Origin of the sequence: Selenihalanaerobacter shriftii, from assembly GCF_900167185.1 — a bacterium.
In the GTDB taxonomy this organism is placed as follows: domain Bacteria; phylum Bacillota; class Halanaerobiia; order Halobacteroidales; family Acetohalobiaceae; genus Selenihalanaerobacter; species Selenihalanaerobacter shriftii.
Genome location: NZ_FUWM01000005.1, coordinates 120,122 through 143,847, shown reverse-complemented (window position 1 = coordinate 143,847; position 23,726 = coordinate 120,122). Strand labels below are relative to the sequence as shown.

Genomic DNA, 23,726 nt, shown 5'->3' with positions numbered 1-23,726 from the left:
ATTAATATAATCTAAAGTCATCCATTATAGAATCACCCCTTTAAATACTTTAACAGCATTAAGGGGGTGATTCAGTGCTTTAATTTTATGATTTTACAATATTAATCTAACTCATAAGCTAATAGAATTACCTTTTTACCTTTACGATCTTCTAAAGCCCTTTCCATCTTATTTAGCTTTTGTAATTCTTGCTCATCTAAATTAGTGAATTTAACATCTTCCCTATTCATTATAATCAACTCCTTTATTTAATAATTTAATATTATTCTGTGTAAAAGAGTCAATTTTAATGTATAAGCCTCCATAAACTTAAATTACCTTACCTTGATCAAACTTATTACTTTTTTTAGGAGCACATTTAAATGCTAAATTTACTACCTCAATTGCTGAATCTTCATATTTTAACTCTATATTCTTTCTTTTATCTAAATACTTACCTTCTTGGGTAATATCCTTAATCTTGTCAGCCCAACCACCAGTTCCTTCAAAAACAATTACTGGTTTACTTAATAAGTAGGCACTAGAGACTTCATTGAAAGTACCATTACCCCCATTAATCATAATTACAACATCTGAAGATCTAATTAAAACATTGCTTCTAATATCAAACCCTAATCCCGTAGTTAAAGCCAAATCCAGATAATCATTAGCATCTTCTTGAGTTAAACCGGGCATAATCCCCACTGTAAACCCTCCATGTTCTTTAGCACCTTTAGATACTGCTTCCATAACTCCATCACGACCACCGCTTAAAAGAATTCCTTTCTTTAAAGCAATCTCTTTTCCTACTTGATAAGCCTTCTTCTTCACCTCTTTGGAAATTTTTCCTGATTTCCCGATCACTCCTACTCTGATGCTCATAATTATCCTCCCTAGTTTACTCCCATAATGTCAAGCCTGTTACTTTATCTAAACCTCTTTTAAATGGTTCACCTGCAAACTCTTCAATAATATATTCTCCTGCAAAAATAATAGTCCCTGAACTTAAATGTCCACCAAACATCTCTCCTTTTTCATTACCAAAGGATATATGGGCATGAATCATTGGCTTTGCATCTTTTAAAGATATATTCCCAGTACAATTTGCTATCTCCAGTTTTTCATCAAATATTTCATCATAATATTCTTGTTCTTCTTGGTCATAAAACGATATAACTCCTTGCTTAACTGCTCCAATAACTGTAACTTTCCCTGCTTTTATCTTTTTTTCTTTAACTATTTCAGTCAGTTCTTCAATTAAGTCTGCTCCATAAGGTAATCTTCCCATATAAACATTCTTTACTTCATATTCTTTCAACATAACCTTCTCCTCCTTAATTGTATGTTTATTAAATTTATTTATACTTTAGTCTTCACTAGTAGTCTGTAATTCTTTAATATACTTTTTAGCTCTTTCACTTTGAGTCTGATTAACATCAAAACTAATTACTTCTTCCCAGGCTTCAATCGCTAATTTAAACTTTTCCTTCTTTTGATAATACTTGCCTAAATTTAAATAAGCAGTAACTAATTGTCCATCTCTTACTTTCTGAGGATGCTTGTTCGCTGTCTTAATAATATAATTCAAATCTTTTTTAGCTAAATCCAATCTATGAAAAATAAAATCAGGTAAATAAAGACTATTAACTCCTCTAACTAATCTGGTTTCTATATTATTAGGTGAAGCTTTAACAGCTTGGTCTAAAATCTTAATTCCTTTTTTAGAATAATATATCTTCCCTAATGCAAAAGCATATCTTCCTTTCAAAGTTAAAGCACTACCATACCAGGCCCTAATAGTAGGAGTATTTTTAATATTTTTGGCCTTCTTTAAACTTTTGATTGCCTTAGGTACTGCTTTTTCATTACCTAACGCTGCTTCTTGATGATATAAACGACCTAATTCCTTTAAAATTTCTACCTTCTTGCCAGGATTAGTTACCTTTGTTAGCTTAGATTGTAAAGTTGTAAGCTTATCCTTCCGATCTACTTTATCCTTAGCTATAGCTACTGAACTAAATACTAATATTAAAATTAAAAAAATTAGGATTAATTTCTGCCTCATAATGTGCTCCCCCTGTTATTAATCTATTCGATAATCGTCTTTATTTAAAGTATATTCTTCTCCACTATTTTCTTTAGAATCATCTTGTTCAATAGTAGAATCCTTATTCAAATCATAATCACTCAATTCTTGCAAAAAGAAATTCCAAGCAAATGTTAAAATAGCCGCATCATCAAGCCAACCCAATAATGGTATGAAATCACTAACTAAATCAATTGGAGAAATAACATAAATAATTGGAATAAACAATAATAATTTCTTGAATTTGGGTACATCTTTGTCTTTTAAAAATTTTATTACGTTTTTTATTAACTGCCCCCACTTCAAAAGCGATAACCTTTTCGACATTATAATATTAACCTCCATTAGATAGCTCTTTTATCTATATTATGCTATTTTTAAGAGTAAAAAATTAAAATATATCTAGTTAATTATTTTCTATGAAAATTTCATTAAACCTCTATTTATTTATAAAAAAACTATTATCGTTAATTATTACCATAGATAGTTTACATCATTAAATTTTATTATGAAATAAACCCTTTAAATTTATTAATAAAACCTTTTATTCCTTTAACTTCTTCAGAAGCTTCTTCTTCTAAAAAATGGTTAGAGACTATATCTTTAATCCCTTTACTAGCTTTAGATCTAGGATGTGATAATAAAAGTAACTCCTTCTTTTTTATAGCCTTTAGCACATTTAAATCCATTGCAATATATCCTATAAAATCAATATCTAGCCCTATGTATTCCTTTACTACCTGCTTCATTTTATTAGCAACTTTTGTAGCTTCTTCTTTATCATCGGCTTTATTTACTACTAATTTAATCTTAATATCTTTCTCTAAATTAGAAGCCACCTTAATAATAGAGTAAGCATCTATAATACAATGAGGTTCAGGAGTAGTAACTACAATCGTTTCATCAGCTGCTAACAAGAAATTTGTTACATTCTCTGAAACTCCAGCAGCAGTATCAATTAAGATTAAATCAGAATATTCATCTAATTGATTGAAACTAGATATTAATTTGCTAAACTGTACTTCTTCTAACTTGGTTAATGCTTGAAAACCTGAGCCACCTGGGACTAAAACTACTCCTTCAGGACCTTCCTCAACTACTTCAATTAAAGCTTTTCTCCCATCGATTACATCACCTAAATTATATTCGGCATTTATATTTAATAGAATATCTAGATTAGCAGTACCTAAATCTGCATCTATGACACTTACTCGTTTATCATTTTGTGCTAAAGCTACTGCCAGATTACTAACAAATGTTGACTTGCCGACACCTCCTTTACCACTGGTCACTGCTATTACTTTAGCCATATTCTCTTTACTATACTGACGTTTATTCCTTGAAATGCCATCAGGTTTAATAATTTTAAATATTTCTTGGTCTAAATCTCTATCAATTATTTCCGACTTGAATTTAGAATCTTTCCCAATCCTTTTAGCTGTTACTTCTATTTTAGTTCCTACTCCTAGTAAAATAGGCTGTTTTTCTTGATAAGGAATAGAAATTACTAAATGATTAGAGTCGATTTCTAATACTTGACTTTTATATACTTCTTTAAAGTATTTAGACTCAGCATCTAATTCAATTATCTGATTAATATCTAAGTTTAATTTAGTCATTAATACCTCCCCCACATAAAATAGATTCTTTTATAATTATAAGTTATTTTACCATTCTTCTACAACCATTCTATATATATAACTTTTTCTACAAATATTCCCGTTTTTCCTTTGATAATAAAAAATAAAAAGACGAGGCTTAAATTTAGCTCTCGTCTCTAAAATTTATTCTGTTTCATATTCGATTGGATCTTTAACCCCTATCTTGTCAAATGCTTTCAATCTAATCTTACAAGATGGACATTTACCACAAGCTTTCTCCTCACCTCTATAACAAGTAGTAGTTAAGTTATATGGTGCTTTAAGCTCTAATCCAATCTCAATTGTTTCTACCTTTGTTTTATCTATTAATGGAGTCTTAATTTGGACCGAATCTCCTTCAACTCCAGCTTTTGTCCCCACATCTATTGTCTTTTGGTAAGCTTCAATAAATTCTGGTCTACAATCTGGATAACCACTATAATCTATACTGGAGATTCCAATATAAACTGCTTCTGCTCCTACTCCTTCTGCTAAACTAACTGCATAACTTAAAAAAAGCATATTTCGAGCCGGAACATAAGTATCTGGAATACCTTCTGTTTCATCTTCAGGAATATCAACTTCATCATTTGTTAAAGCCGATTCTCCTATATTGTCTACTCGTACAAATAGATGATTTTCTTTAGGAATCCCTAATTCTTCTCTAATCAATTTAGATTGTTCGATTTCTCTACTATGTTTTTGACCATATAAAAAGGATAAAGGATATACTTCATACCCTTCATCTAAAGCAATACTAAGACAAGTAGTACTGTCTAATCCTCCAGAACTTAGCACAATAGCCTTTTTGTTCATATGTTAACGCTCCTTTCTATTATTAAATTATACTCCCTTCATTTCTTCATCCCAAATTATCTTATGTAATTGTAACTGTAATCTACATTTATTTAATTCTGGACTTTCTAATAACCATTTAACCAGTAAATTAGGTTCTAATCTTTTAAATATAGGTGAAAAAATAATATTAACTTTTTTTTGTAATTCTTTATCTATTATTACATTCTTAGCAAATAGAAAATCCTCTTTATCTCCTATTACAAATTTTAGATCATCTTTTTTACTAATTCTTTGTAAATTTTCATAAATAACCTCTGAATTATTATCAAATTCACCACTACTTGGCAATTTAAAATCCATAACTACTTTGATATTATCAAGTTCAAATCCTTCTAGATCAACAGCCCCGTTAGTCTCAATGCTAACTTCATAACCTTCTTTAAATAATTTATTAATTAAAGTTTGAATATTACTCTGGAATAATGGTTCTCCACCAGTTAAGCATACATAATCATTATTTAAATCAATTACTTTAGTTATAACTTCATCAATACTTAACTCTTCTCCCTTTTTATAAGCATACTCAGTATCACAATAACTACATCTTAAATTACATCCAGTCAACCTAATGAATGTTGTAGGAAAGCCACTATAAGTACTTTCTCCTTGAATACTTGAAAATATATTATTTACTAACACCTATAATCCCTCATTCATAATATTTCTATTTAAAGTAACATAACTTTTTGGAGTTTCCCAAAGTTTTATTTCATATAATTCACAGTCATACTCAATAAATTTACCTTCTAATCTTTCCCAAATCCAATAAGCCAATTTTTCACAAGATGTATTAAAATCTAAAACTTCATTTAAATACTGATGATCCAATTTATCTAATATTAATTCTTTGCCCAAAGACTTTAAATCCTTAAAATCTATAGCTAAATACTTTTCTTCTCCTACATACCCTAAAACAGAAACTTCTAATTTATATCTATGTCCATGTAAATTAGAACAATCCCCATCATAATTTTTTAAATTATGTGCCGCATCAAATTCAAATTCTCTAGTAATAACTATCGGTCTCTTCATTACTTAGTCCTCCTTATACCTATTACCCTTATTATCATTCTTTATTAGAGTAGGTATAACCTTCATCTAATATCAAATTTGGTAAAGTTACACAACCAGTAGAACTAGCAATTAAATTTTCTTTGCCAGCCCTTGTATAAATTCCAGCAAAAGATAAATCATAAGCAAATAATCCTAAGGTATATTTGAATGATTCTATTTTTAACTGATTATTATCAAAAACCACCATATCTTCTTCTGGAATTCGACAAAACTCTTGAACCAAATATTCTCCTGGCTTTATTCCATTTAATCTTTCTCCCCATTCATCTTGAGTTAAATCACAGCCAATATGTACACCTGTAGCGCCATAAAAATCTAATGGTTTTAAAACTAAACCTTCTCTATTTCTTCTAATATGTTCTAATTTTTCTTTATTAGAACTTATAATATCCGTTTTAGGAATATACTTATTAATAAATTCTCGATCATTTTCATTTAAAAAATTTGTCTTTTCTTCATCATGCAAGATAGCAAAGATTATTTTATTATGAATAATTTGTGATCTAAAAGATCCTACTATACAAACCGCTTGGTCTTGATATGCCTTTAATAAGTCTTTTACTTCAGAATATCGTTTCATTATATCAGTAGTAACAGCTCGACGATAAATCAAATCAATTCTTGTCTCCTGATAATAGAGTTTATCTTCATTATATTCGAGTTCTCTAGGATCTACAATGACTACTTCATATCCTTGTTCAGTTAATAATTCTTTAAAATATTCAAACTCACTAACCATACCTAAATTATTAAAATCCATAATTGCTATATTTGGTTTAACAATATCAGAATCAAACTTCTCATAATTATTTAGCATAGTATCAATCCAACTTTGCAACAATTCATGATAACTAAAATCATAACCATGTTTTTGAGTTAGATCTTGAATCCCTGCTGATTGTAGAAATATTTCTTCTAAAGTATTAGTTTTAACCATACCCGAAGAGCCATCAGCATTTAATTCACAAAACTTAAAATTCCCTTGCCCGTAATAAAAAATATCAAATCTACCCATAGGTACCGGATTATTATATCCTGGGTCCATCAAAATTAATTCTTCTAATTTCTGAGAAAAACCAAAATATGATCTAAAATCCTCATCTATTAAGTATCTATCAATTACCTTTTTTAAAATACTTCCTAAACCATTAACTAATTTATTAAAATTATCTATCGCTTTCTGACCAAAGAATAACGGTTGATATAAGATAGGAATTACTTCGCCATTATAATAGATTTCTTCTTCACCTAACTCTTTACAAACTCTTTTAAAATCTTGATTATACTTCTCTGGTTCTCTTGCTAATAACTGCTGATATTCAGCATTAACCTGCTCTAACACCACTATTCCTCCTTATTATCTATCCTCGAATTTAGAATTAACCAATCTAATGCTTCACGCTTACTATAACCATCTCTTAATTTTTCTCTAGTTATAGCCACAGGATTCTTACCCTCAGTAAGTAATTCTTCAAAAGGAGTTAAATACTCTTTTTCAGCAGCTGACAAACCTGTTTTAGATATTTCCACTAATTCTTTACCTAATTCTAATACTTGATAATCTCCAATCTCAGCTTCTAAACCTCTCTTAACTACATCTTCTCTAGCTGCTAATACTTCTTCATAAGTTAATTGATTAACAATTTTATAAACTTCTTCTAAATTTTCACTATCGTATAATAACCCTTTCCAAAATGCTACGGCAGCAAAAGTCAATTCTGGTGATAAAGAATCCATCATTCTAATTTCTATAAAATTCTTTGCTCTAACATCTGGAAAGAACATAGTTAAAACATGTTCTAACTCTTCTTGACCTAGTTCTTTTGTAGTAAATACTTCTCGGCATGTCTTATCACCTGTGGATATAAATCCGTCTCCAGTTTTTAATAGGATAGGTGGTCTACTTAATATATATTCTGCATATTTTCGATATCCAAAATCTTTATCGAAAGCTTCTTTTATAGTTCCAGCTCGGTCTGGATCACAATTAGACCAAATATCAGTCCGAATATTATGCTCTACATACTCCGCTCCTTCAAAATAAGCAGCATTATCAAATAAAGCTGCAATTGCTGGAGCCAAAGCATTAGCAATTCTAAATTTCTTAACAAAGTCTTCTTCATTTATATAGTCAGCAGCTATTTGAATTGATGCTGAGCCCTTCATCATGTTATGAGCATATTTCCCCTTCTCAGCTAAATAATTAGACATAATCTTATAACGTTGTTTGGGATTCCAGTCAATTTCAGCAATTGCATTTTCAATCTGGTAACCAGCAGCCACTAATAATTGATTATTTTCATCCAAAATAGGAATTAAATCTGATAGAAAATCAAAATATTTATTTTCTAATTCTGCTATCTTACATTGAGGAGCAATACTGATTTCTAACTGTCCACCAGGCTCTAATGTAATTACTGCATCTTTCCTACTAGCCTGAATTAATGCATCTCCTTCTTTTTTACCTTCCCAACCTCTTTGAACTATCTGATAAAGAATCTGTTCTATACCAGATTCATCAGAATAAGAAATCGTTTCCAACGTTTGCTTATCAACTACAAAATGTTCTACTTCTAATCCTAAGCCCTCAGTTCCTAATTCTTTCTCACTTGATTTAAAATAAGATTCAAACTTATCTAATTGCTTTTGATACTCCATTTTTTCACCTCATTTTATACTTAATCTATTATTACTTTATTTATTTATAGTACCAATTGTCAATGATAATAATCATTTGTATTATATTGCCATCTTTAATAACATTATAATATATGATACTATAATAATTATAATCTTTATCCCTAATAATAATTAAACATACTCTATTATTAAAATAATTTCAAATAAATATTGACATTCAATTTTAAAATTAGTATTCTATATAAAGAGAAGTAAAATACATAATCATAAGGAGGTTATAATCGTGGAATATAACTTTGTACATGCTTGCATCAGGGTGTTAAATCTTGAAAAATCAATAAAATTTTATAAAGAAGCTTTAGACTTAGAAATAGCTAGAAAAAGAGACTTTCCAAAATATGAATTTACTTTAGTCTTTATGAAGAACCAAAATAATGATTTTGAAATTGAATTAACCTATAATTATGACCGTAAAGAACCTTATACTATTGGCGATGGCTTTAGTCATCTTGCTGTTACAGTTAAAGATATTCAAGCCGCTTATAAAAAACACAAAAAATCAGGCTATGAAGTTAGCGACCTTAAAAGTTTAAGCGAAGAAGCTGAAGGTGGTTATTACTTTTTAACTGACCCTGATGGTTACCGTATTGAAGTTATCCAAGAATAATATTAAACTTCCAATTAATAGCCTCCTGAATTCAGGAGGCTATTTTGAATTTATGTATTACTTATATTAATTATATTTTAACCACTTAAATACCATGGATATATTATAGCACTTTTTCCATCTGATATCAAATTATAACTCGCAAAATTTGTGGTAAAATGTTGATCTTTAACTCATTTCCATGCAAAATTTCTCCATCAATATGAAATTGATCCGTATTCTTTAATTTAATTTTAGCTTCTTTAATCTTTTTAATTAATACTTGATCTAAATCCTGATGCTGTGTAGTTAAGAAATAAGGGAGTTTAGTCATTAACTCCGCTTTAGACATCTCAGCAATTAAACATAAATCTAAATAACCATCGTTAATGCCGAATTCAGGAATCAAATCTAATGTTTTGCTATATATCTTCCCATTACCAATTACTAATAATAAATATTTCCCTTTAATTAACTCACCTGTATTCAAAGTGATTTCTAAGTCTACACTTTTATATTCAGGCATAACCTTTAATGCTGCTAACATATATACTAAAGTACCATGTAAATGTTTGAAGTTTTGATTAGCTTCATTAGCTACAATAGAATTAAAACCTATCCCAACAGAATTAATGAAAAAACGATCATTTACTTGACCAATATCCATCTTCATTTCATTTGAACTAAGAATTTTATGACATGCCTTCTTTAAATTTAAAGGTAAATCTATACTACGAGCAAAATTATTACCTGTACCAGCAGCTATTAAACCTAACTTAGGGTAAGGTGGGTCTGATTGTAAAATGCCAGTTATTACTTCATTTAAAGTACCATCTCCTCCTACTGCTACTATCTTATTATAACCTTGGTTAACGGCATATTTAGCTAAAGTAATTGCTTCTTTAGGTGCTGTTGTAGTCTGAATGTCGAAATCTATATCCTCACTATTTAACTCTTCTTTAATAATTTTAATTGCTTTTTCTCCTCTACCTCTTCCAGAATAAGGATTAACTATAAAATTAATCGCCATTTCAAATCACCTCTTCCAGTTTATGCATTTAATAGATAAAATTCATCAATAATCGCTATAAAATTAAAGGACTTTTCTTACTTAACTAGAATTCGTTATACGAGCAATATATAAATATGGACAATTATTTAGTAAAATATATTTTTAAATTAGGTGGTGAGAATAATGATTAAGACTTTGACAAATCTATTAAAAAGAATTCGCTTTAAACATGAAATAATGAATTTATTCTCTTTCTTTATTGGGATGTTTTCTTCTTCTGCTATGGTTAGTTTTATTATCTATGGCTCTTTAGAATGGGCAATCATTAGTGGAATTGTTGGTTGGATAGGATTCTCTGTTCTATTTAAGCGTTATGAAAAAGTTATTTATAAAGAAATTACAATAAAATTACTAAAAAATTGCGATCATAATAAAGTTAAGGATGTATTAGAAATAATCCATGAATAAGCAGTATGATGGTCAATATATTACTTCTCTAAAAATAATAGATATATTGACCATTTAATTTATCTATATTTATGCTGAAACTAAATTTTTTATTATTTGACCTGCTTCTAATTGATAGTGAGTATAATCCTTAACAACCTTCTCTATTTCCTCTACTATATAATTATGACAAGTAAAGAATATAACTTGCTGTTCTTTAGCTACTTGACTTATTACCTTCAAAGTCATCTTTAATCTTTTAGAATCAAAATTTACTAAAATATCATCCATAATTAATGGCAGAGGTATTACTTGCTTAGCATATTCTCTGGCAAATGAAAGTCTCATTGCTAAATATAACTGTTCTGCTGTACCTTTACTTAATTGATCGGTAGTTAAACGCTGACCATCATATCTTTTTATTTCAAACCTATCTTTTCCTAAAGGTTTAAATATTCTTTCATACTTACTTTGAGTCATCCTTTTAAAATAATTAGATGCCCTTTTTAAAACAGTAGGTTGTCTTTCTTCCTCATACTTTTCTTTAGCCATTTCTAATAATCTTTCACAAATAGCATATACTGCCCAATCTTCAGCTTTTTCTTCTAATTGAGTCTTCAATACTTCTTTCTTACTCCAAATTTTGGCTAATTGCTCTGTTGATTCTAAATTTTTTATTCGTTCTCTTAATTCTCCTAATTTCTCTTGTTTATTAGCAATCTCCTCTTCTAAATGCTCTCTTCTAATTATTAACTCTTTCTTTTCATTTTTAACTTTAGTTTTATCATACTCTCTTAAATCATCAAATAAACGTCTCTCTTCCTTATCAGATTTTACTAAACTTTTAACCCGTAATCGATTCTCCTTTAATTTATCAATTAAATTTCTGCGTTTAATATATATATTAGAATTAACTCTAAACTCTTCTACATCTTTAGCCATACCTTTATCCATTAAGACTTCTTTCTTATTCTGCTTAATCTTTAATAATTCATTCTTATCAACTAATTCTAACTCTAAGTCACCTATTTCTTCTTTTAATTCTGTTTGTTTTTGCACCAATTCCTTATTCTCTTTTAATTTATTAGCTAATTCTGTAATTTTATATTCCACACTTCCAGATGTAGCTAAACTGCATTCTTTAGCTAACTTATCAATTTTTTGCTTATACTCATTAATATTACTTATTAAATGATCACGTTTTTTTATAATAGCTTCTTTCTTCCTTATCTTATCTCTCACTTTTTCAGCTTCATTAATTAAATCTAATAGGTTATCTGGACTAATCTCTTGATCTAATTCATGTTTTCTTAAAAAATTATTCCATTTAGACTGTAATTCATATTGCCTCTCTTTCATTTTATTCAATCTACTCTCTATAGTATTATACCTTTCTTGTATCCGTTGATATGCTTTTTCTTTTTCTCTATATTCCTCTTGCAAAAGATTCAATTTATTTAATTTCTTCTTCTTCTTTTCTAATTTACCTTCTAATTTTTTCAGCTCACCTTCTGTTAAAGTCGATTTGCTAATTATCTCTTTAGTTTTATTTTCTAATTCATTCATTTTAGCTTTTATATTAATAATTTCATTATTACATTGCTCTACTTCCTTTTTTAAACGATCTTTTTCTTGATTAAAATATTCAATGCTAATAGATTCTTGCTCATTCTTCTTTAAAAATAAGAAAGAAATAGAGCCTATAATTAAAGTTAAACCTATTACCGTATTGACCTGCCAAAGACTAAACACTCCAACTGCAATTAAGCCTAGAGCAAAAGTCTTTTTTTGCCAACCAAAACTATTACCCTGATCTTCATTAGCTATTTTTATTTCTTTACTTATTCTTGTTAAATTATCTTCTATTTTAGCTTTATCTTCAATTTTGGTCTCCAATACTTTTCTTTGAGTTTCTAACTTAACCTTTAAATCCTTTAACTCTATTAGCCTTAATTCTTCTTGCTTAATCTTATCTCTATTTAAATTTTCCTGGGTAATACTTTCTATCCTTTGCCGATAAGATTTCAATTCATGCTCTTGGTCCTTCAATCTATCTTCTTGAGCTTCAAATCTAGCCTTAAGATTATTAACATCTTTTTTGATTTTATCCAATTCATCTTTATATTCTCTTATTTTCCCTTTAAATTTAATTGAAAAATCAAAATCATAAACTTTTTCTTCATTCCAATTAGTCCCTAACTGTAATAACCCTGTCTGACACTCTTCTTTGACATATTCTAAATCATTTTCTAATTTTTTAACTTCATCTAATTGTCTAAAATATAATTCTTTCTTTTCTTGTAAGTTTGTGATTAATGTATCATTATCCAATAGATTATTATTAATTTTTATTATGCTCACTTCGGTATTCTTCTTCTCGATTGCTTTCTCTATCTTCCTAACTTTTTGCTTAATTTGCTCAATTTCTACTTCTAATTCTTCTAATCTAGTAACTCCAGCTTCAGGAAAAGAATTAATTTCTGGTAGTTCTACTAACTTTTCTTCATTTAATTTTATATTCTGCCAAGGTTCCAAGGCATCTTCTATCTTCTGTAACCAAGTAATCTCTTCTACAATCATTTTTAATTTTTCCTTATAATCTTTAACTTCCTGATGTAAATCACTTAATTCATGTTGGTAATTATTATAGTCTTCTGGCAACCCCATTAAATCCTGTAAGTTAGCTTCTACATCATCTATTTCCCTTAATAAGCTTTTAATTTCAGGTCTTTTTCTGCCACGAGGAGTATAAAGATCATGCTTTTTAGAAAGTAATTCTTCTCTAACTTCGACTATAGATCTAGTTCCACTTCCCATCCCTGCACTATATATGAAGTTATTTACTTCATCATTTTGCAAAGTCTCTAATTTTTGTAATTCATCTAAGCCAAAACAGAATAAATTATTATAAAGTTCATTAGAGACACCTTGTAATAAAATATCTAGTCCCTTTTCTCCTTCGCGCCTGCCGCTTGGCCCATAAACCACTACTTCCCCAGCACTTTTATTCCCTTCTTTCCGTTCTATCCTATACTCATTACCTTTATTATTTAAGAAAGTTAAAGCTCCACCATGTTTCCCACCATTTAAGGGTTCATGTCGATTATTACTAGGGATATCTCGAGGAAAGCCATACAAAATTGCTCTAATAAATGACATTAACGTTGTCTTTCCTGCTTCATTATTTCCTGAAAATAATATTAAATCATCAGACATATCATCAATATAAAGATCATTAAAAATCCCAAAACCATCTACATGTAACTCTTTCATTCGCATATTATCCCTCCTTTCCCAATAATAAATCTAATCCTAAATCTTCTGCTTGTTTAATCAATTCTTTTAATCTATCATCTGATAATCCCCTTAAAACTTTTGATGCTCTATTATCCTCTTCATAAACTGGACTAATAGCTCCCCTAAGCTCAGTAAATAAAGTTTCATCTTTCTTACTTTGTTGGGCTAAGTTCAAGAAATCTCCTACTAAAGTTTCTTCATTTCTTATTCTTTCCTTATTTAACTTTGGACCTGTCTCTACCTTAATTGAATCTACCCAATAAAACTTCTTTCCTTGCTGCCAATGAGACCTTAATAATTGTACAATTTCTTCAATATATCCATCAACTTTTAATTTATGATGTAATAGAGTCCTCCCCTGCAATTTAAACCTAATAATACCTGAAATGTTTTCACTTTTTATCTTATCAATTCTTTCTTCTAATCTATTTAGTAAAATCTCTTCATTTTCAACATCAGTTATATCTAATTCTTCATAATACCACCTTACCACATCTGTAGATATGAACTCATATTCTGTCTTGCCATTATCAGACACTTCTACTACATAACAGCCTTTACTTCCTGTCTCCTTAGGGTGTCTTCCTTGAATATTACCTGGATAAATTATCGTAGGTTGTATTTCATTTAAAATATTTTTTTGATGAATATGACCTAGTGCCCAATAATCAAAATTACTTCTAACTAAATCATTTAATCGACAAGGAGCATAATTCTGATAATCATTCTTTCCATCTACATTAGTATGTAAAACACCTATTTGATATAGTGATTCATCTCTTACTTTAAATTTTTTAAAGTAATTATCATTTACATTCTGTTGAGGATAACTAATCCCATGAATTTTTGCTACTTCTATTCCTTCTTTACTAAAAGGAATATTGTCTACTTGACCAGCATTAAAAAAATGTACTTCCTCTGACCAAGTCAACTCTGCTCTCCATCCACTGCAATGGTCATGATTCCCGTGGACTATAAAAGTATGAATCCCTTTATCAGCTAATCTACTTAATTCTCGTTGACAGAATACCTGAGCTCTAATATTCTTATCTGCAACATCATAAAGGTCTCCAGCGATTAATATAAAATCAACTTCTTCTGCTAAAGCTAGATCTACTACATTCTTGAAAGCTTGATAGGTTGAATCATATAATCGTTGTTGTAACTCTTCAGAGACATTTTCAATTCCTTTAAAAGGACTACCTAAATGTAAATCTGCTGTATGTATGAATTTAAACAAGTTAACCACCAACTCCCCAATCGAATAAGATAAAAACCACCAGCAATTATACTGGTGGTTAATTAGCTATGACATAATTAATGAAATAATAGGTGTTATTAAACCTAATATTAATCCTAAGACCGCTCCAAACCAAGTAATCGCCTTAAGTTCGGTCTCTATTACATTTAATAATAAACCTTCTACTTCTAGAATATCAAAAGTATTTACCTTTCTTATAACCATTTCTTCAAAATCTAAAGTAGCTAGTACTCTACCTAAATGATTCTCAACTATATACTCTAACCCGGCTAAAATTCCTACCTCTAATTTCTCAATAGTATCTGTTTCTAAACCTTCAAAGTAATTAGCCACCGGGCGCTTACTTAAGGAATCTAATTGATTATAAGCCCAAGATTCCAAAGTATTATATAAGAATTCACTCTTCATTAATCTTTCTACTAATTCACCAACTATTTCACTAATATTAATCTTATCTTCAGAATCTAAACTTTGAGCATTATTAACTTTTTTAAGTAAAGAATCTTCTAAACTAGAAAGTAATCTATCTATTAAATCTTTGGAAGCTAATTTTGTTAATAAAAATTCTGATAATTCATCTAGGCTAGCTTCATCAAATCTTTCAATAATACTTGATAATTCTGTTTCTAAAATCGAATCTAAAATACTTTCAACTTGAGCTACTAATTCTTTTTGATTCTCTTCTTCTTCTAAAAATTGAATCATATGGTCTATAAACTGATTAATAATCTTATCTTTGTCTATAAATCCACTTGCCATCTGCATAAGTGGATTATTACTTAAAATTTCTTCTAACTTCTGATTAATTCTATCTTTAGTAGCTTCTGAATCTAAAAATTCAACTAATCTCTCTACAATATGTGGCCCTTGCTCAGCAAGCCACCCTTTTAAACTCTTTTCAATCCCAGCTGGTAAGACTTCACCTATTGACTGTTTATTATCTTTTATAATTTCTAATTTCTCTTCTATAAATTCAACTAACCGTTGCTTAGTAGAGTCTTTATGTAAATTAGTTATCAAAGCTTCTTCTATTTTACTTTTCAATTCTTGATATTCATCAGACTCTAAATAATTTTCTACCTTTTTAGGGTCTATATTATCTAATTTACTTTTAATCATTTCTACTATCTCTTCATTACTTAATAAGTTTTGAATTCCATTAGATATAAAATTCTTAAGCTCCATCTCTAATTTATTTCTTTTTTCGTTATCAGTAATAATTTCGTCTAAAATCTCTTGTGTGCTGCGTTCTTCATCTGCTAGATTTTTTATATTTTCTTTGATGAAATCTCTGATTTTAGATTTCATTTCTTCACTTTCTAACATATTTTGAAAAGCATCAGGAGTCAATAAGCGTTTACCTACTGTATCCCCTATGCTTTCTGCTAATTTACCCCTTCTTCTTGGAATAACCCCTGGAGTAAAAGGAAGCTTAATTCCTAAAAATCTCTTTTCTTTTAATGGCCTAAATAACATCTTAATAGCTACCCAGTTAGTAAAATAACCAATTATAGATCCTATAATTGGACTCACAATAAAAACTATATTCATCCCCTAGTTCCCCTCCTATAATTTCAAAATCTAATCTATCTACATATATTTTTCTACATTTCAGCAATATCTCCTGTTTATTATATGAAAGTATAAATAATATTAATAATAAAGATACTTTTAATCACTAAAATTAGAGATATCCCCTCTCAACTCCTGCAAACTATTAAAATATTATAGCTTAACACTAAACTTTATACATAATAACTAACTAAGATGAGCTAGTCCAATTAGCTGAAAAAATTAATGTAGGATTAAAAAAATAACCAGGGCTGGGTTAAGCAAATTAAAAGCTCCCAGCAAACCTGGTTAAATAGTTTAGATGAAAAAATTCAGCAAGCTATAGCTCCTCTATCTCCTCAATCTATCATTAAATCTATTAGTAAACAGACCCAAGAGAATGAAATAATCTGCCTTAATTCTGAAGATAATGTCCCTACTGCAACTCCTATTGATCCAGGTACTAAGGATTAGTAATTATTTCTTCCATTTAATGACTAACTTTTCTAATCCAACAATCAGATAATATAATACGGCTGCTAAAATTGAAAGAAGAATTACACTGGTCATTACTAAATTAAGCTTAAAGACTTGACCTCCATATACTATTAAATAACCTAATCCAGCCTGAGAAACTAAAAATTCTCCAACAATAGTTCCCACTAATGAAAGGCCAATATTTACCTTTAAAGCTGCAAATATAGTCGGTAAGTTCTCAGGTAATACAACCTTTTTAAAGATCTGTAGTTTATTAGCACCTAAGGTCTGTAAAAGTTTAATTTTATTTTTATCTGTCTCACGAAAACCGTTATATACCATCATAATAGTTACTATAATGGAAATTAAGAGAGCCATGCCGATAATAGCAGTACTACCATTCCCTAACCATATAATCAGTACAGGACCCAACGCCATCTTTGGTAAAGCATTGAGGATAACAATAAAAGGTTCAAAAATTCGCGAAAGATAGTCAGACCACCATAGAATGACAGCTATTATTATTCCTGTTAAAGCACCTAAAGAAAAACCAACTAATGTTTCATATAATGTAGTCCAAGTATGCTTAAATAATTCTCCATTTAAAGCCATCTTATAGATAGTATTCAAAATCTGCGATGGATAACTAGTAATAAATGGATCGACAATTTTATATTTTGCTGCTAACTGCCAACTAATAGTAAGTAAAATCAAGATAGAAATTTGTGAAACTTTAATACTAAACTCTCTTAGTCTCACTTTTTTTAAATACTTACCATGTGCTTCTGTTACAGCTCCTTTAGTCAGCAAATCATTATAAATTGACCTTAGCTTTTTAAACATAAACATCCAGCTCCTCCCAGATAGAATTAAAATAATCACTAAACTCTGGTGCTTCCCGGGCTGCAAACGTCGAAAATGCACCATTAATAGTTAAATCTATCTGATAATCTTCTTTAATTCTACCAGGACGCTTTGTAAAAACTAACACCCGATCTGACATAGCAATTGCTTCAGCAATATCATGGGTAACTAAGATTACTGTTTTCTTTTCATCCCTTAATATTTGGGCTACTTCATCTTCTAATGCTAATTTGGTATGATAATCTAAAGAAGAAAATGGTTCATCCAAAAGTAAAATCTCCGGTTCAAAGACTAAAGTTCTAGCTAATGCCACTCTTTGTCTCATTCCCCCTGATAATTGAGTGGGATAATAATCTTCAAATCCTTCTAAACCATAATCTTTTAATAACTTTCTAGCTCTTGCTTCAGTTTCAGGATTAAGCTCCCCTTTTAATTCTAAGCCTAATAAGACATTATCAATAATTGTTCTCCAGGGAAAAAGATAATCCTCCTGTAACATATAACCTACTTTTTCATTAATTCCTGAAATAGGTTCTTGATCTACACTTACTTGCCCACTAGTTGAAGATAAGAGGCCGGCTATTAGGGATAGGGATGTCGTCTTACCACAACCACTCGGTCCTACCAAGCTAACAAATTCATTTTCTTGGATAGTAAAAGAAAGATTACGCAGTGCTTCTGTCTCTCCAGCTAAAGTGTGGTACTTCATCCCCACCTCCTTAAACTCAATTTTACTCACTGTTTACCCCTCCTCTACTTAACAGTCTTTATAGCTTTTTTAGCAAATTCTGTATTTACAATAACGTCATAATCTACTTTTTTCTCTAATTCACCAGCTTCAATAATAATATTTTGCCAATGATTTAACTCTGCCTTACTTAAAATAGGATTCTGATCCCAAGTATTCTGTTCTTTGTATCTATTAACTACTTTAACTAAAACATCAAAATCCAAGTTAGGAAAGAAAGGTCTAATGACCTCAGCAATCTCTTCTGAAGAATGTGTATAAGTCCACATCTGTGCCCGATAAATAGCATTAGTAAACTTCTGAATTACTTCTGGATTCTCAGCAATATAATTCTTTCTAGCCATATACACAGTATAAGGAACCTTATCTCCTAATTCCCCAAAAGAAGCTACTACGTGCCCAGCTCCCATTTCTTCTAATAATGAAGCTTTTGGTTCAAACAACTGTACATAATCACCTAATCCATTCTTAAACGCTGGAGCATTAGCTGTAAAGTCTAAATTAGTGATAATCTTAACATCTTTAAATGGTTCAATTCCACTATGCCGTAGAGTGTATTCCATTACCATTTCTGGAGCTCCTCCTGGTCGATTACCAACAACTGTCTTACCTCTTACATCCTCTAATGTAAAATCAGGCATAGGCTCTCTTGCTAATAAGAATGAACCTGCCTTTTGAGTTAATTGAGCAAAATTAATTAAATAATCATCTGCTCCTTGTTGATAGATATAAATAGTAGGCTCTGGACCGATTAAAGCAATATCTGCGTGATTTGACATTAAACTAGTGGCTGCCTTATCCCCTCCCCAAGCAGTAGATAATTCAATTTCTAATCCCTCATCTGCAAAAAAGCCGTTATGTAAAGCAACATATTGAGGAGCATAAAAAATAGAATGTACTACTTCACTAAGTCGAACCTGAGTCTTTGCCAACACTACAGAGCTCATTGTCAAAATTAACATTAATACCAATCCTACAGTCAATAATCTTTTCATTAATTTTTCCCTCCTTTAGTCTATAATTCTATACTTATATTATTCAATTAGCTAATATATGTGAATAAAAAAAGACAGCTAAATTTTTAGATTTTCAATTCTATTTTAAAAATAACTCTTAAATGCAAAAAACACCTTACTTAAAAAGCAAGGTGCTAAATCATTATATTATTCGTTAAATGAATTATTGAAATCAGTAACCGACATCATCAATAATCCCTTTACTTTTTTCATCTTTTTAGCTAACGTATGATTTTCATTTAAGTACTCTAAAAGTTTAGATTTCATTTTAATATCTACATCTTCCTTCTTTACAGATCCTAACTGCTTACTCCCTTCTTGCTTATCAACCGAATCTATATAACAAAATGGAGGGAATAAGACACACCACCAGTTTTCACCTTTCCCTTGACCTATAATTACTCTTAAGGCTTTATAATTACCAGCAGGCAATGTCATATTACCATAAGTTCGTTTCGGAAATTGATAGTTTCCTAATTTAACATTAACATCATAATTATTACCTTGCCTAGCTAGCTCTGTTTCAACTATTTTTTCTATGTAGCCTAAGTTATTCTTGATTAAATTTCGTGCTTTTTGAATATCATCAATGTTCTTGAATAAACCTTCAGTTTGATTTATAATACCATTCCTAACTTGTCTTTTTAATCTTTGATCCATTAAAGAATTGCTATTAGCAATTACATGTAGCCGCAATAAATTATTATTAGTGTAGGCCATAGTAGATGACTTTGGACTAACTACTATGGCTGAAGAGTATCCTAATGCCACCAACATAACTATGGCTACAACTGTAACTACAATTAATCTAAACCTTTTATATTGATGCATTTATATCTCTCCTTATTCGCTCACATACTTTTGAAGATTTTTGAGAGCTGCTTTTTCTAATCGAGAGACTTGGGCTTGGGAAATCCCAATATTATCTGCAACTTCCATTTGCGTCTTTCCTTTATAAAATCTTAAACTTAAAATTAATTTCTCTCTATCTTCTAATTGGCGTAATGCTTCTCTAACAGCAATTCCTTCTAACCATGTTTCATCTTCACTCTGATCATCGCTGATTTGATCCATAACATAGATTGGATCTCCTCCATCATGGTAAATAGGTTCAAATAGGGAAATCGGGTCTTGAATTGCATCTAAAGCATATACAATATCTTCTCGAGGAATTCCTAACTCTTTAGCTATATCCGTCAAAGTAGGTTCTTCTGATTTTTTATTAACTAATGTTTCTTTAATCTGTAAAGCCTTATAAGCAGTATCCCTTAATGAGCGACTTACTCTAATTGGATTATTATCCCTTAGGTGTCGCCTAATCTCACCAATAATCATTGGCACTGCATAAGTTGAAAATTTAACATTTTTACTTAAATCAAAATTATCTATAGACTTCATTAAACCAATACAACCTACTTGAAACAAATCGTCTATAGGCTCTCCTCGGTTATTAAATCTCTGTAGGACACTAAGTACTAATCTCAAGTTACCACCTACTATAGTTTGACGCGCTTGTCTATCACCATTCTGCATCTTCTTAAAAAGTTTTCTCATCTCTTTATTTGATAGGACTGGTAATTCTGATGTATTAACCCCACAGATATCTACTTTATTTCCCAATACTAACCCTCCCATATTTTTCCAATTTATAGCTTCTATTATCATTATTGCCATAGAATCTTAGCTTTATACATGTAATTTTTACATTATTTCGAAACTAAATTGTTTTTTATAGAAATATGGTTTAAGTCTTCTATCATACTAAAACTAGTATTGAGAAAAGAAATCATAATTATGCACTCCAGAAATATGTTTACTGAAATAACCTTATCAATAATTTAAAATTAAACATAATTTTCTATAATATAAAAAAGAGCCTAAAAAGGCTCTTTAACTTAAGTACTTATATTTAATCTCCTATATATATATCTAACAATTATAAAACTAAGTGGTAATAAAATTAATAACTGAATAACTGGAAGTAAACCGATATTAGTCGTTGGGAAGAACGGCATTTCCCCACTATAACCCCATCTACCATTATAAAGAGCATGAACCTCAAAATAAAAACTAACAAATAAAGCATAAAGAATACTAACTATAATATCTTTTCGTTCCCATTGTTTCATTAACCAATTAGAATTTCCATTAATAAATGTTAAAATTAAAAATAATACAACTGCAATTCCTATATCACCAATAGTAGCACTCCACATCAATCGAGTATGTTGAACAGAACTTTGTCCACTCATAGTATAAAAAGTTTCACACTGCACATATTCCCAGATTCCATGTAAGATAAATGAAATAATAATAACACCTAGTAAGTTCCGTACAAAATTCTTCATCTACATCCCCTCCTATTTATTACCTTTATTCAAACTCTGAAAATAATTCTACTAAAAACTCCTCTTGTAAGTACATATCCATCTTTTCAAAAGTATATTGATTCTTTAATAAACGATCAGGTTGTTGATATTCAACCCAAGCCATAGCAGACCAAGAGATCCCCCGCATAGTGGAGTATTTATCAAATATATCTAATGCTTCTTTTATCTCTTGAAATTTGTTACTGCCAAATCCTCGTTCTTGACAATAAACTTTAATAAAACACTCTCTATCTTCTTTAGTCATACGATAATCAGTCTTCCATAGTGTTGTTGTAGGCACCATAAAATGACTTAAATCTTGAAGTGGAGTAGTGACTAATGGTTTTTCCCAATCCACTAGATAACCTTTATCATTGTCGATAATGAAGTTACCAGAGTTAACCTCAGTATTTACAATTGAAAAAGGAAGAATATTCATAATATCTTCTTCTTGATTTCGTAATTTATCTAAATCATTTATCATACGGTTTAAAACTCTTTTAACTTCTATTTTACCTAAGGAAGATTCAAGATAAGTTGGTATTAACTTAGAACATTCTTCCCAAATTCCAGAAAGAGGCTTCTCTTCTACAATCAATTGATTTTCTTTGGGAACTGACACCTGATGAACATTAGCTAAAACTTTAGCCCCTTTAATTAAATCCCGTTCATAAACTAAACTTCTACCTGGTAAATAACTCATCACTAATAACCCGAAAGGTAATTCTTCACAAGAATCATCTAATAATAGTGGAGTGGGAGTAACATTAGATGAAACTAAATACTCTAAAGCTTGATACTCATATTTAATCTGATTATCTAAATGCATCTGACTTCCAGTATTTAATCTTAATACGAATTTTTCTTTAGAAGTTTCCAATAAATAATTAATATTGTATTCACCTTGAGCTAAAAAAGAAACTTTAGGAGCTTCTGTAATTCGCAGCGCTTTTTTAAATTCCTCTTTTACCGTATATTCTTTTATCTGTTGCAGAATCTCCTCTTTAGTTAATTCACTTGACATAAATATTCAGCCTCCTGATATTCTCCTTCTTCTAATAATTGTCTTACAAATTTAGCCGTTTCTTTTGGATATCTTGTCCAGAAACTCTTATCTAATAGTTGAGTGTAAAGATTCAATAATTCTGGATAGGTATCCACATCAGAACACCTATCAACTAAACCATAACTAAGTTCACCATGAGTTTGAATAGCTTCAACTGTCGCTTGGAAAACTCCATACTTACCCCAAAGTATATCTCCAAATAAGAAAGGATGAGGTTTCCTATTTCCCATTAAATAATAGCCTCCATCTTCAGAAGGTCCAATCACTATATCATTCTTCTCTAAAGTTTTAATAGCTTTGATAAAGACTTCAGGTTGCAATATTGGTAAATCACTACCTAAAATAATCTGTTTATCATTCCCGTCTTGATAAGCAAATTGCAATGCGTTATACATCTTATCTCCTAAATTTACTCCTTTTTGCGGAAACATCTTAAATTCTTTTGGAATCAATCCCTTAAACATCTCTTTAGTTCCCTTAGGAGTATAAGTTAAATATAAATTAATATCTTCTCTCTCTTCAGCTACCATTAATAGCATTCGACTTATATCATATAAAAATGCTTTATGCAACCTAGCACATTCTTCTGGTTTTAAATGTGTCTGTAATCTTGTCTTAGTCTGTCCTGGGATAGGTGCTCTACTCATTAAGATAATACCTACTGACATAATTCATTCACCTCACCTTTCTAGAAT

The 23,726-nt window shown here is 29.9% G+C and carries 25 protein-coding genes; 2 read left to right on the top strand and 23 right to left on the bottom strand.

What is annotated here, in order from left to right; translation table 11 throughout:
• Positions 1-101: 101 nt before the first annotated feature.
• From B5D41_RS14455 to B5D41_RS03075, 11 genes are all read right to left on the bottom strand, one after another.
• Entirely contained in the window at positions 102-230 is a 129-nt protein-coding gene (locus B5D41_RS14455) for a hypothetical protein (protein WP_268794127.1), read from the bottom strand.
• Between the two features lie 79 nt (positions 231-309).
• Positions 310-861 carry a TIGR00725 family protein gene (locus B5D41_RS03120; RefSeq protein ID WP_078809141.1) on the bottom strand — a complete coding sequence of 184 codons (552 nt, stop codon included), beginning with the start codon at positions 859-861 and terminating at the stop codon, positions 310-312.
• 16 nt (positions 862-877) lie between these two features.
• Positions 878-1,300: a PPC domain-containing DNA-binding protein gene (locus tag B5D41_RS03115; protein ID WP_078809140.1), complete on the bottom strand. Its 423-nt coding sequence runs from the start codon at positions 1,298-1,300 to the stop codon at positions 878-880.
• 45 nt (positions 1,301-1,345) lie between these two features.
• Positions 1,346-2,044 (bottom strand): tetratricopeptide repeat protein, encoded by a 699-nt coding sequence (locus B5D41_RS03110; protein WP_078809139.1) that lies wholly within the window; start codon positions 2,042-2,044, stop codon positions 1,346-1,348.
• A gap of 18 nt (positions 2,045-2,062) precedes the next feature.
• On the bottom strand, positions 2,063-2,392 hold the full coding sequence (locus B5D41_RS03105) for a YkvA family protein (protein WP_143555648.1): 330 nt from the start codon (positions 2,390-2,392) through the stop codon (positions 2,063-2,065).
• Positions 2,393-2,571: 179 nt separating this feature from the next.
• Positions 2,572-3,684, bottom strand: a complete 1,113-nt coding sequence (locus tag B5D41_RS03100; RefSeq protein WP_078809137.1) for a P-loop NTPase — start codon at positions 3,682-3,684, stop codon at positions 2,572-2,574.
• Positions 3,685-3,849: 165 nt separating this feature from the next.
• The gene (queC, locus tag B5D41_RS03095) at positions 3,850-4,521 is read right to left on the bottom strand and encodes a 7-cyano-7-deazaguanine synthase QueC (protein ID WP_078809136.1); all 672 of its coding nucleotides are present in this window, start codon (positions 4,519-4,521) and stop codon (positions 3,850-3,852) included.
• A 27-nt stretch (positions 4,522-4,548) separates the two neighbouring features.
• Positions 4,549-5,202 carry a radical SAM protein gene (locus tag B5D41_RS03090; RefSeq protein ID WP_078809135.1) on the bottom strand — a complete coding sequence of 218 codons (654 nt, stop codon included), beginning with the start codon at positions 5,200-5,202 and terminating at the stop codon, positions 4,549-4,551.
• On the bottom strand, positions 5,203-5,595 hold the full coding sequence (gene queD, locus B5D41_RS03085) for a 6-carboxytetrahydropterin synthase QueD (protein ID WP_200806408.1): 393 nt from the start codon (positions 5,593-5,595) through the stop codon (positions 5,203-5,205).
• 34 nt (positions 5,596-5,629) lie between these two features.
• Positions 5,630-6,979: a glutathionylspermidine synthase family protein gene (locus B5D41_RS03080; RefSeq protein ID WP_078809134.1), complete on the bottom strand. Its 1,350-nt coding sequence runs from the start codon at positions 6,977-6,979 to the stop codon at positions 5,630-5,632.
• A gap of 2 nt (positions 6,980-6,981) precedes the next feature.
• On the bottom strand, positions 6,982-8,295 hold the full coding sequence (locus B5D41_RS03075) for a glutamate--cysteine ligase (protein ID WP_078809133.1): 1,314 nt from the start codon (positions 8,293-8,295) through the stop codon (positions 6,982-6,984).
• Between the two features lie 265 nt (positions 8,296-8,560).
• Between B5D41_RS03075 and gloA the strand changes: the two genes are divergently transcribed.
• A complete protein-coding gene (gloA, locus tag B5D41_RS03070; RefSeq protein ID WP_078809132.1) occupies positions 8,561-8,944 on the top strand; it encodes a lactoylglutathione lyase in 384 nt (127 codons plus the stop codon).
• Between the two features lie 127 nt (positions 8,945-9,071).
• Here gloA and B5D41_RS03065 read toward each other — a convergent pair whose 3' ends face one another.
• Positions 9,072-9,953, bottom strand: a complete 882-nt coding sequence (locus tag B5D41_RS03065; RefSeq protein WP_078809131.1) for a diacylglycerol/lipid kinase family protein — start codon at positions 9,951-9,953, stop codon at positions 9,072-9,074.
• Positions 9,954-10,118: 165 nt separating this feature from the next.
• Between B5D41_RS03065 and B5D41_RS03060 the strand changes: the two genes are divergently transcribed.
• Entirely contained in the window at positions 10,119-10,403 is a 285-nt protein-coding gene (locus B5D41_RS03060) for a hypothetical protein (protein WP_078809130.1), read from the top strand.
• Positions 10,404-10,472: 69 nt separating this feature from the next.
• Here the strand turns inward: B5D41_RS03060 and B5D41_RS03055 are convergent, their stop codons facing one another.
• The 11 genes from B5D41_RS03055 to B5D41_RS03005 form a co-directional block, all read right to left on the bottom strand.
• Positions 10,473-13,661, bottom strand: a complete 3,189-nt coding sequence (locus B5D41_RS03055) for an AAA family ATPase (RefSeq protein ID WP_078809129.1) — start codon at positions 13,659-13,661, stop codon at positions 10,473-10,475.
• A 1-nt stretch (position 13,662) separates the two neighbouring features.
• The gene (locus B5D41_RS03050) at positions 13,663-14,919 is read right to left on the bottom strand and encodes a metallophosphoesterase family protein (RefSeq protein ID WP_159442875.1); all 1,257 of its coding nucleotides are present in this window, start codon (positions 14,917-14,919) and stop codon (positions 13,663-13,665) included.
• 66 nt (positions 14,920-14,985) lie between these two features.
• Positions 14,986-16,491 carry a DUF445 family protein gene (locus B5D41_RS03045; protein ID WP_078809127.1) on the bottom strand — a complete coding sequence of 502 codons (1,506 nt, stop codon included), beginning with the start codon at positions 16,489-16,491 and terminating at the stop codon, positions 14,986-14,988.
• Positions 16,492-16,968: 477 nt separating this feature from the next.
• Positions 16,969-17,811: an ABC transporter permease gene (locus B5D41_RS03040; RefSeq protein ID WP_078809206.1), complete on the bottom strand. Its 843-nt coding sequence runs from the start codon at positions 17,809-17,811 to the stop codon at positions 16,969-16,971.
• Positions 17,804-18,541 (bottom strand): ABC transporter ATP-binding protein, encoded by a 738-nt coding sequence (locus B5D41_RS03035; RefSeq protein WP_078809207.1) that lies wholly within the window; start codon positions 18,539-18,541, stop codon positions 17,804-17,806. The genes B5D41_RS03040 and B5D41_RS03035 overlap by 8 nt, the downstream gene beginning before the upstream one ends.
• A 44-nt stretch (positions 18,542-18,585) precedes the next feature.
• On the bottom strand, positions 18,586-19,575 hold the full coding sequence (locus tag B5D41_RS03030; protein ID WP_078809126.1) for an ABC transporter substrate-binding protein: 990 nt from the start codon (positions 19,573-19,575) through the stop codon (positions 18,586-18,588).
• 168 nt (positions 19,576-19,743) lie between these two features.
• Complete coding sequence (spoIIR, locus tag B5D41_RS03025) at positions 19,744-20,427, bottom strand: stage II sporulation protein R (RefSeq protein WP_078809125.1); 684 nt, start codon at positions 20,425-20,427, stop codon at positions 19,744-19,746.
• A gap of 12 nt (positions 20,428-20,439) precedes the next feature.
• On the bottom strand, positions 20,440-21,231 hold the full coding sequence (gene sigG, locus B5D41_RS03020) for an RNA polymerase sporulation sigma factor SigG (RefSeq protein WP_078809205.1): 792 nt from the start codon (positions 21,229-21,231) through the stop codon (positions 20,440-20,442).
• Positions 21,232-21,491: 260 nt separating this feature from the next.
• Positions 21,492-21,944, bottom strand: a complete 453-nt coding sequence (locus B5D41_RS03015) for a hypothetical protein (protein WP_078809124.1) — start codon at positions 21,942-21,944, stop codon at positions 21,492-21,494.
• Positions 21,945-21,969: 25 nt separating this feature from the next.
• A complete protein-coding gene (locus B5D41_RS03010; RefSeq protein ID WP_078809123.1) occupies positions 21,970-22,989 on the bottom strand; it encodes an aminoglycoside phosphotransferase family protein in 1,020 nt (339 codons plus the stop codon).
• Positions 22,974-23,699 carry a TIGR04282 family arsenosugar biosynthesis glycosyltransferase gene (locus B5D41_RS03005; protein WP_078809122.1) on the bottom strand — a complete coding sequence of 242 codons (726 nt, stop codon included), beginning with the start codon at positions 23,697-23,699 and terminating at the stop codon, positions 22,974-22,976. Before B5D41_RS03005 ends, B5D41_RS03010 begins: the two co-directional genes overlap by 16 nt.
• Between the last annotated feature and the right edge of the window lie 27 nt (positions 23,700-23,726).

Excerpts from the sequence above, each read along its gene's own strand:
- B5D41_RS14455 (WP_268794127.1), bottom strand. The coding sequence starts at position 230 with ATGAATAGGGAAGATGTTAAATTCACTAATTTAGATGAGCAAGAATTA.
- B5D41_RS03120 (WP_078809141.1), bottom strand. The coding sequence starts at position 861 with ATGAGCATCAGAGTAGGAGTGATCGGGAAATCAGGAAAAATTTCCAAA.
- B5D41_RS03115 (WP_078809140.1), bottom strand. The coding sequence starts at position 1,300 with ATGTTGAAAGAATATGAAGTAAAGAATGTTTATATGGGAAGATTACCT.
- B5D41_RS03110 (WP_078809139.1), bottom strand. The coding sequence starts at position 2,044 with ATGAGGCAGAAATTAATCCTAATTTTTTTAATTTTAATATTAGTATTT.
- B5D41_RS03105 (WP_143555648.1), bottom strand. The coding sequence starts at position 2,392 with ATGTCGAAAAGGTTATCGCTTTTGAAGTGGGGGCAGTTAATAAAAAAC.
- B5D41_RS03100 (WP_078809137.1), bottom strand. The coding sequence starts at position 3,684 with ATGACTAAATTAAACTTAGATATTAATCAGATAATTGAATTAGATGCT.
- queC (WP_078809136.1), bottom strand. The coding sequence starts at position 4,521 with ATGAACAAAAAGGCTATTGTGCTAAGTTCTGGAGGATTAGACAGTACT.
- queD (WP_200806408.1), bottom strand. The coding sequence starts at position 5,595 with ATGAAGAGACCGATAGTTATTACTAGAGAATTTGAATTTGATGCGGCA.
- B5D41_RS03075 (WP_078809133.1), bottom strand. The coding sequence starts at position 8,295 with ATGGAGTATCAAAAGCAATTAGATAAGTTTGAATCTTATTTTAAATCA.
- B5D41_RS03065 (WP_078809131.1), bottom strand. The coding sequence starts at position 9,953 with ATGGCGATTAATTTTATAGTTAATCCTTATTCTGGAAGAGGTAGAGGA.
- B5D41_RS03060 (WP_078809130.1), top strand. The coding sequence starts at position 10,119 with ATGATTAAGACTTTGACAAATCTATTAAAAAGAATTCGCTTTAAACAT.
- B5D41_RS03055 (WP_078809129.1), bottom strand. The coding sequence starts at position 13,661 with ATGCGAATGAAAGAGTTACATGTAGATGGTTTTGGGATTTTTAATGAT.
- B5D41_RS03045 (WP_078809127.1), bottom strand. The coding sequence starts at position 16,491 with ATGAATATAGTTTTTATTGTGAGTCCAATTATAGGATCTATAATTGGT.
- B5D41_RS03040 (WP_078809206.1), bottom strand. The coding sequence starts at position 17,811 with ATGTTTAAAAAGCTAAGGTCAATTTATAATGATTTGCTGACTAAAGGA.
- B5D41_RS03035 (WP_078809207.1), bottom strand. The coding sequence starts at position 18,541 with ATGAAGTACCACACTTTAGCTGGAGAGACAGAAGCACTGCGTAATCTT.
- B5D41_RS03030 (WP_078809126.1), bottom strand. The coding sequence starts at position 19,575 with ATGAAAAGATTATTGACTGTAGGATTGGTATTAATGTTAATTTTGACA.
- spoIIR (WP_078809125.1), bottom strand. The coding sequence starts at position 20,427 with ATGCATCAATATAAAAGGTTTAGATTAATTGTAGTTACAGTTGTAGCC.
- sigG (WP_078809205.1), bottom strand. The coding sequence starts at position 21,231 with ATGGGAGGGTTAGTATTGGGAAATAAAGTAGATATCTGTGGGGTTAAT.
- B5D41_RS03015 (WP_078809124.1), bottom strand. The coding sequence starts at position 21,944 with ATGAAGAATTTTGTACGGAACTTACTAGGTGTTATTATTATTTCATTT.
- B5D41_RS03010 (WP_078809123.1), bottom strand. The coding sequence starts at position 22,989 with ATGTCAAGTGAATTAACTAAAGAGGAGATTCTGCAACAGATAAAAGAA.
- B5D41_RS03005 (WP_078809122.1), bottom strand. The coding sequence starts at position 23,699 with ATGTCAGTAGGTATTATCTTAATGAGTAGAGCACCTATCCCAGGACAG.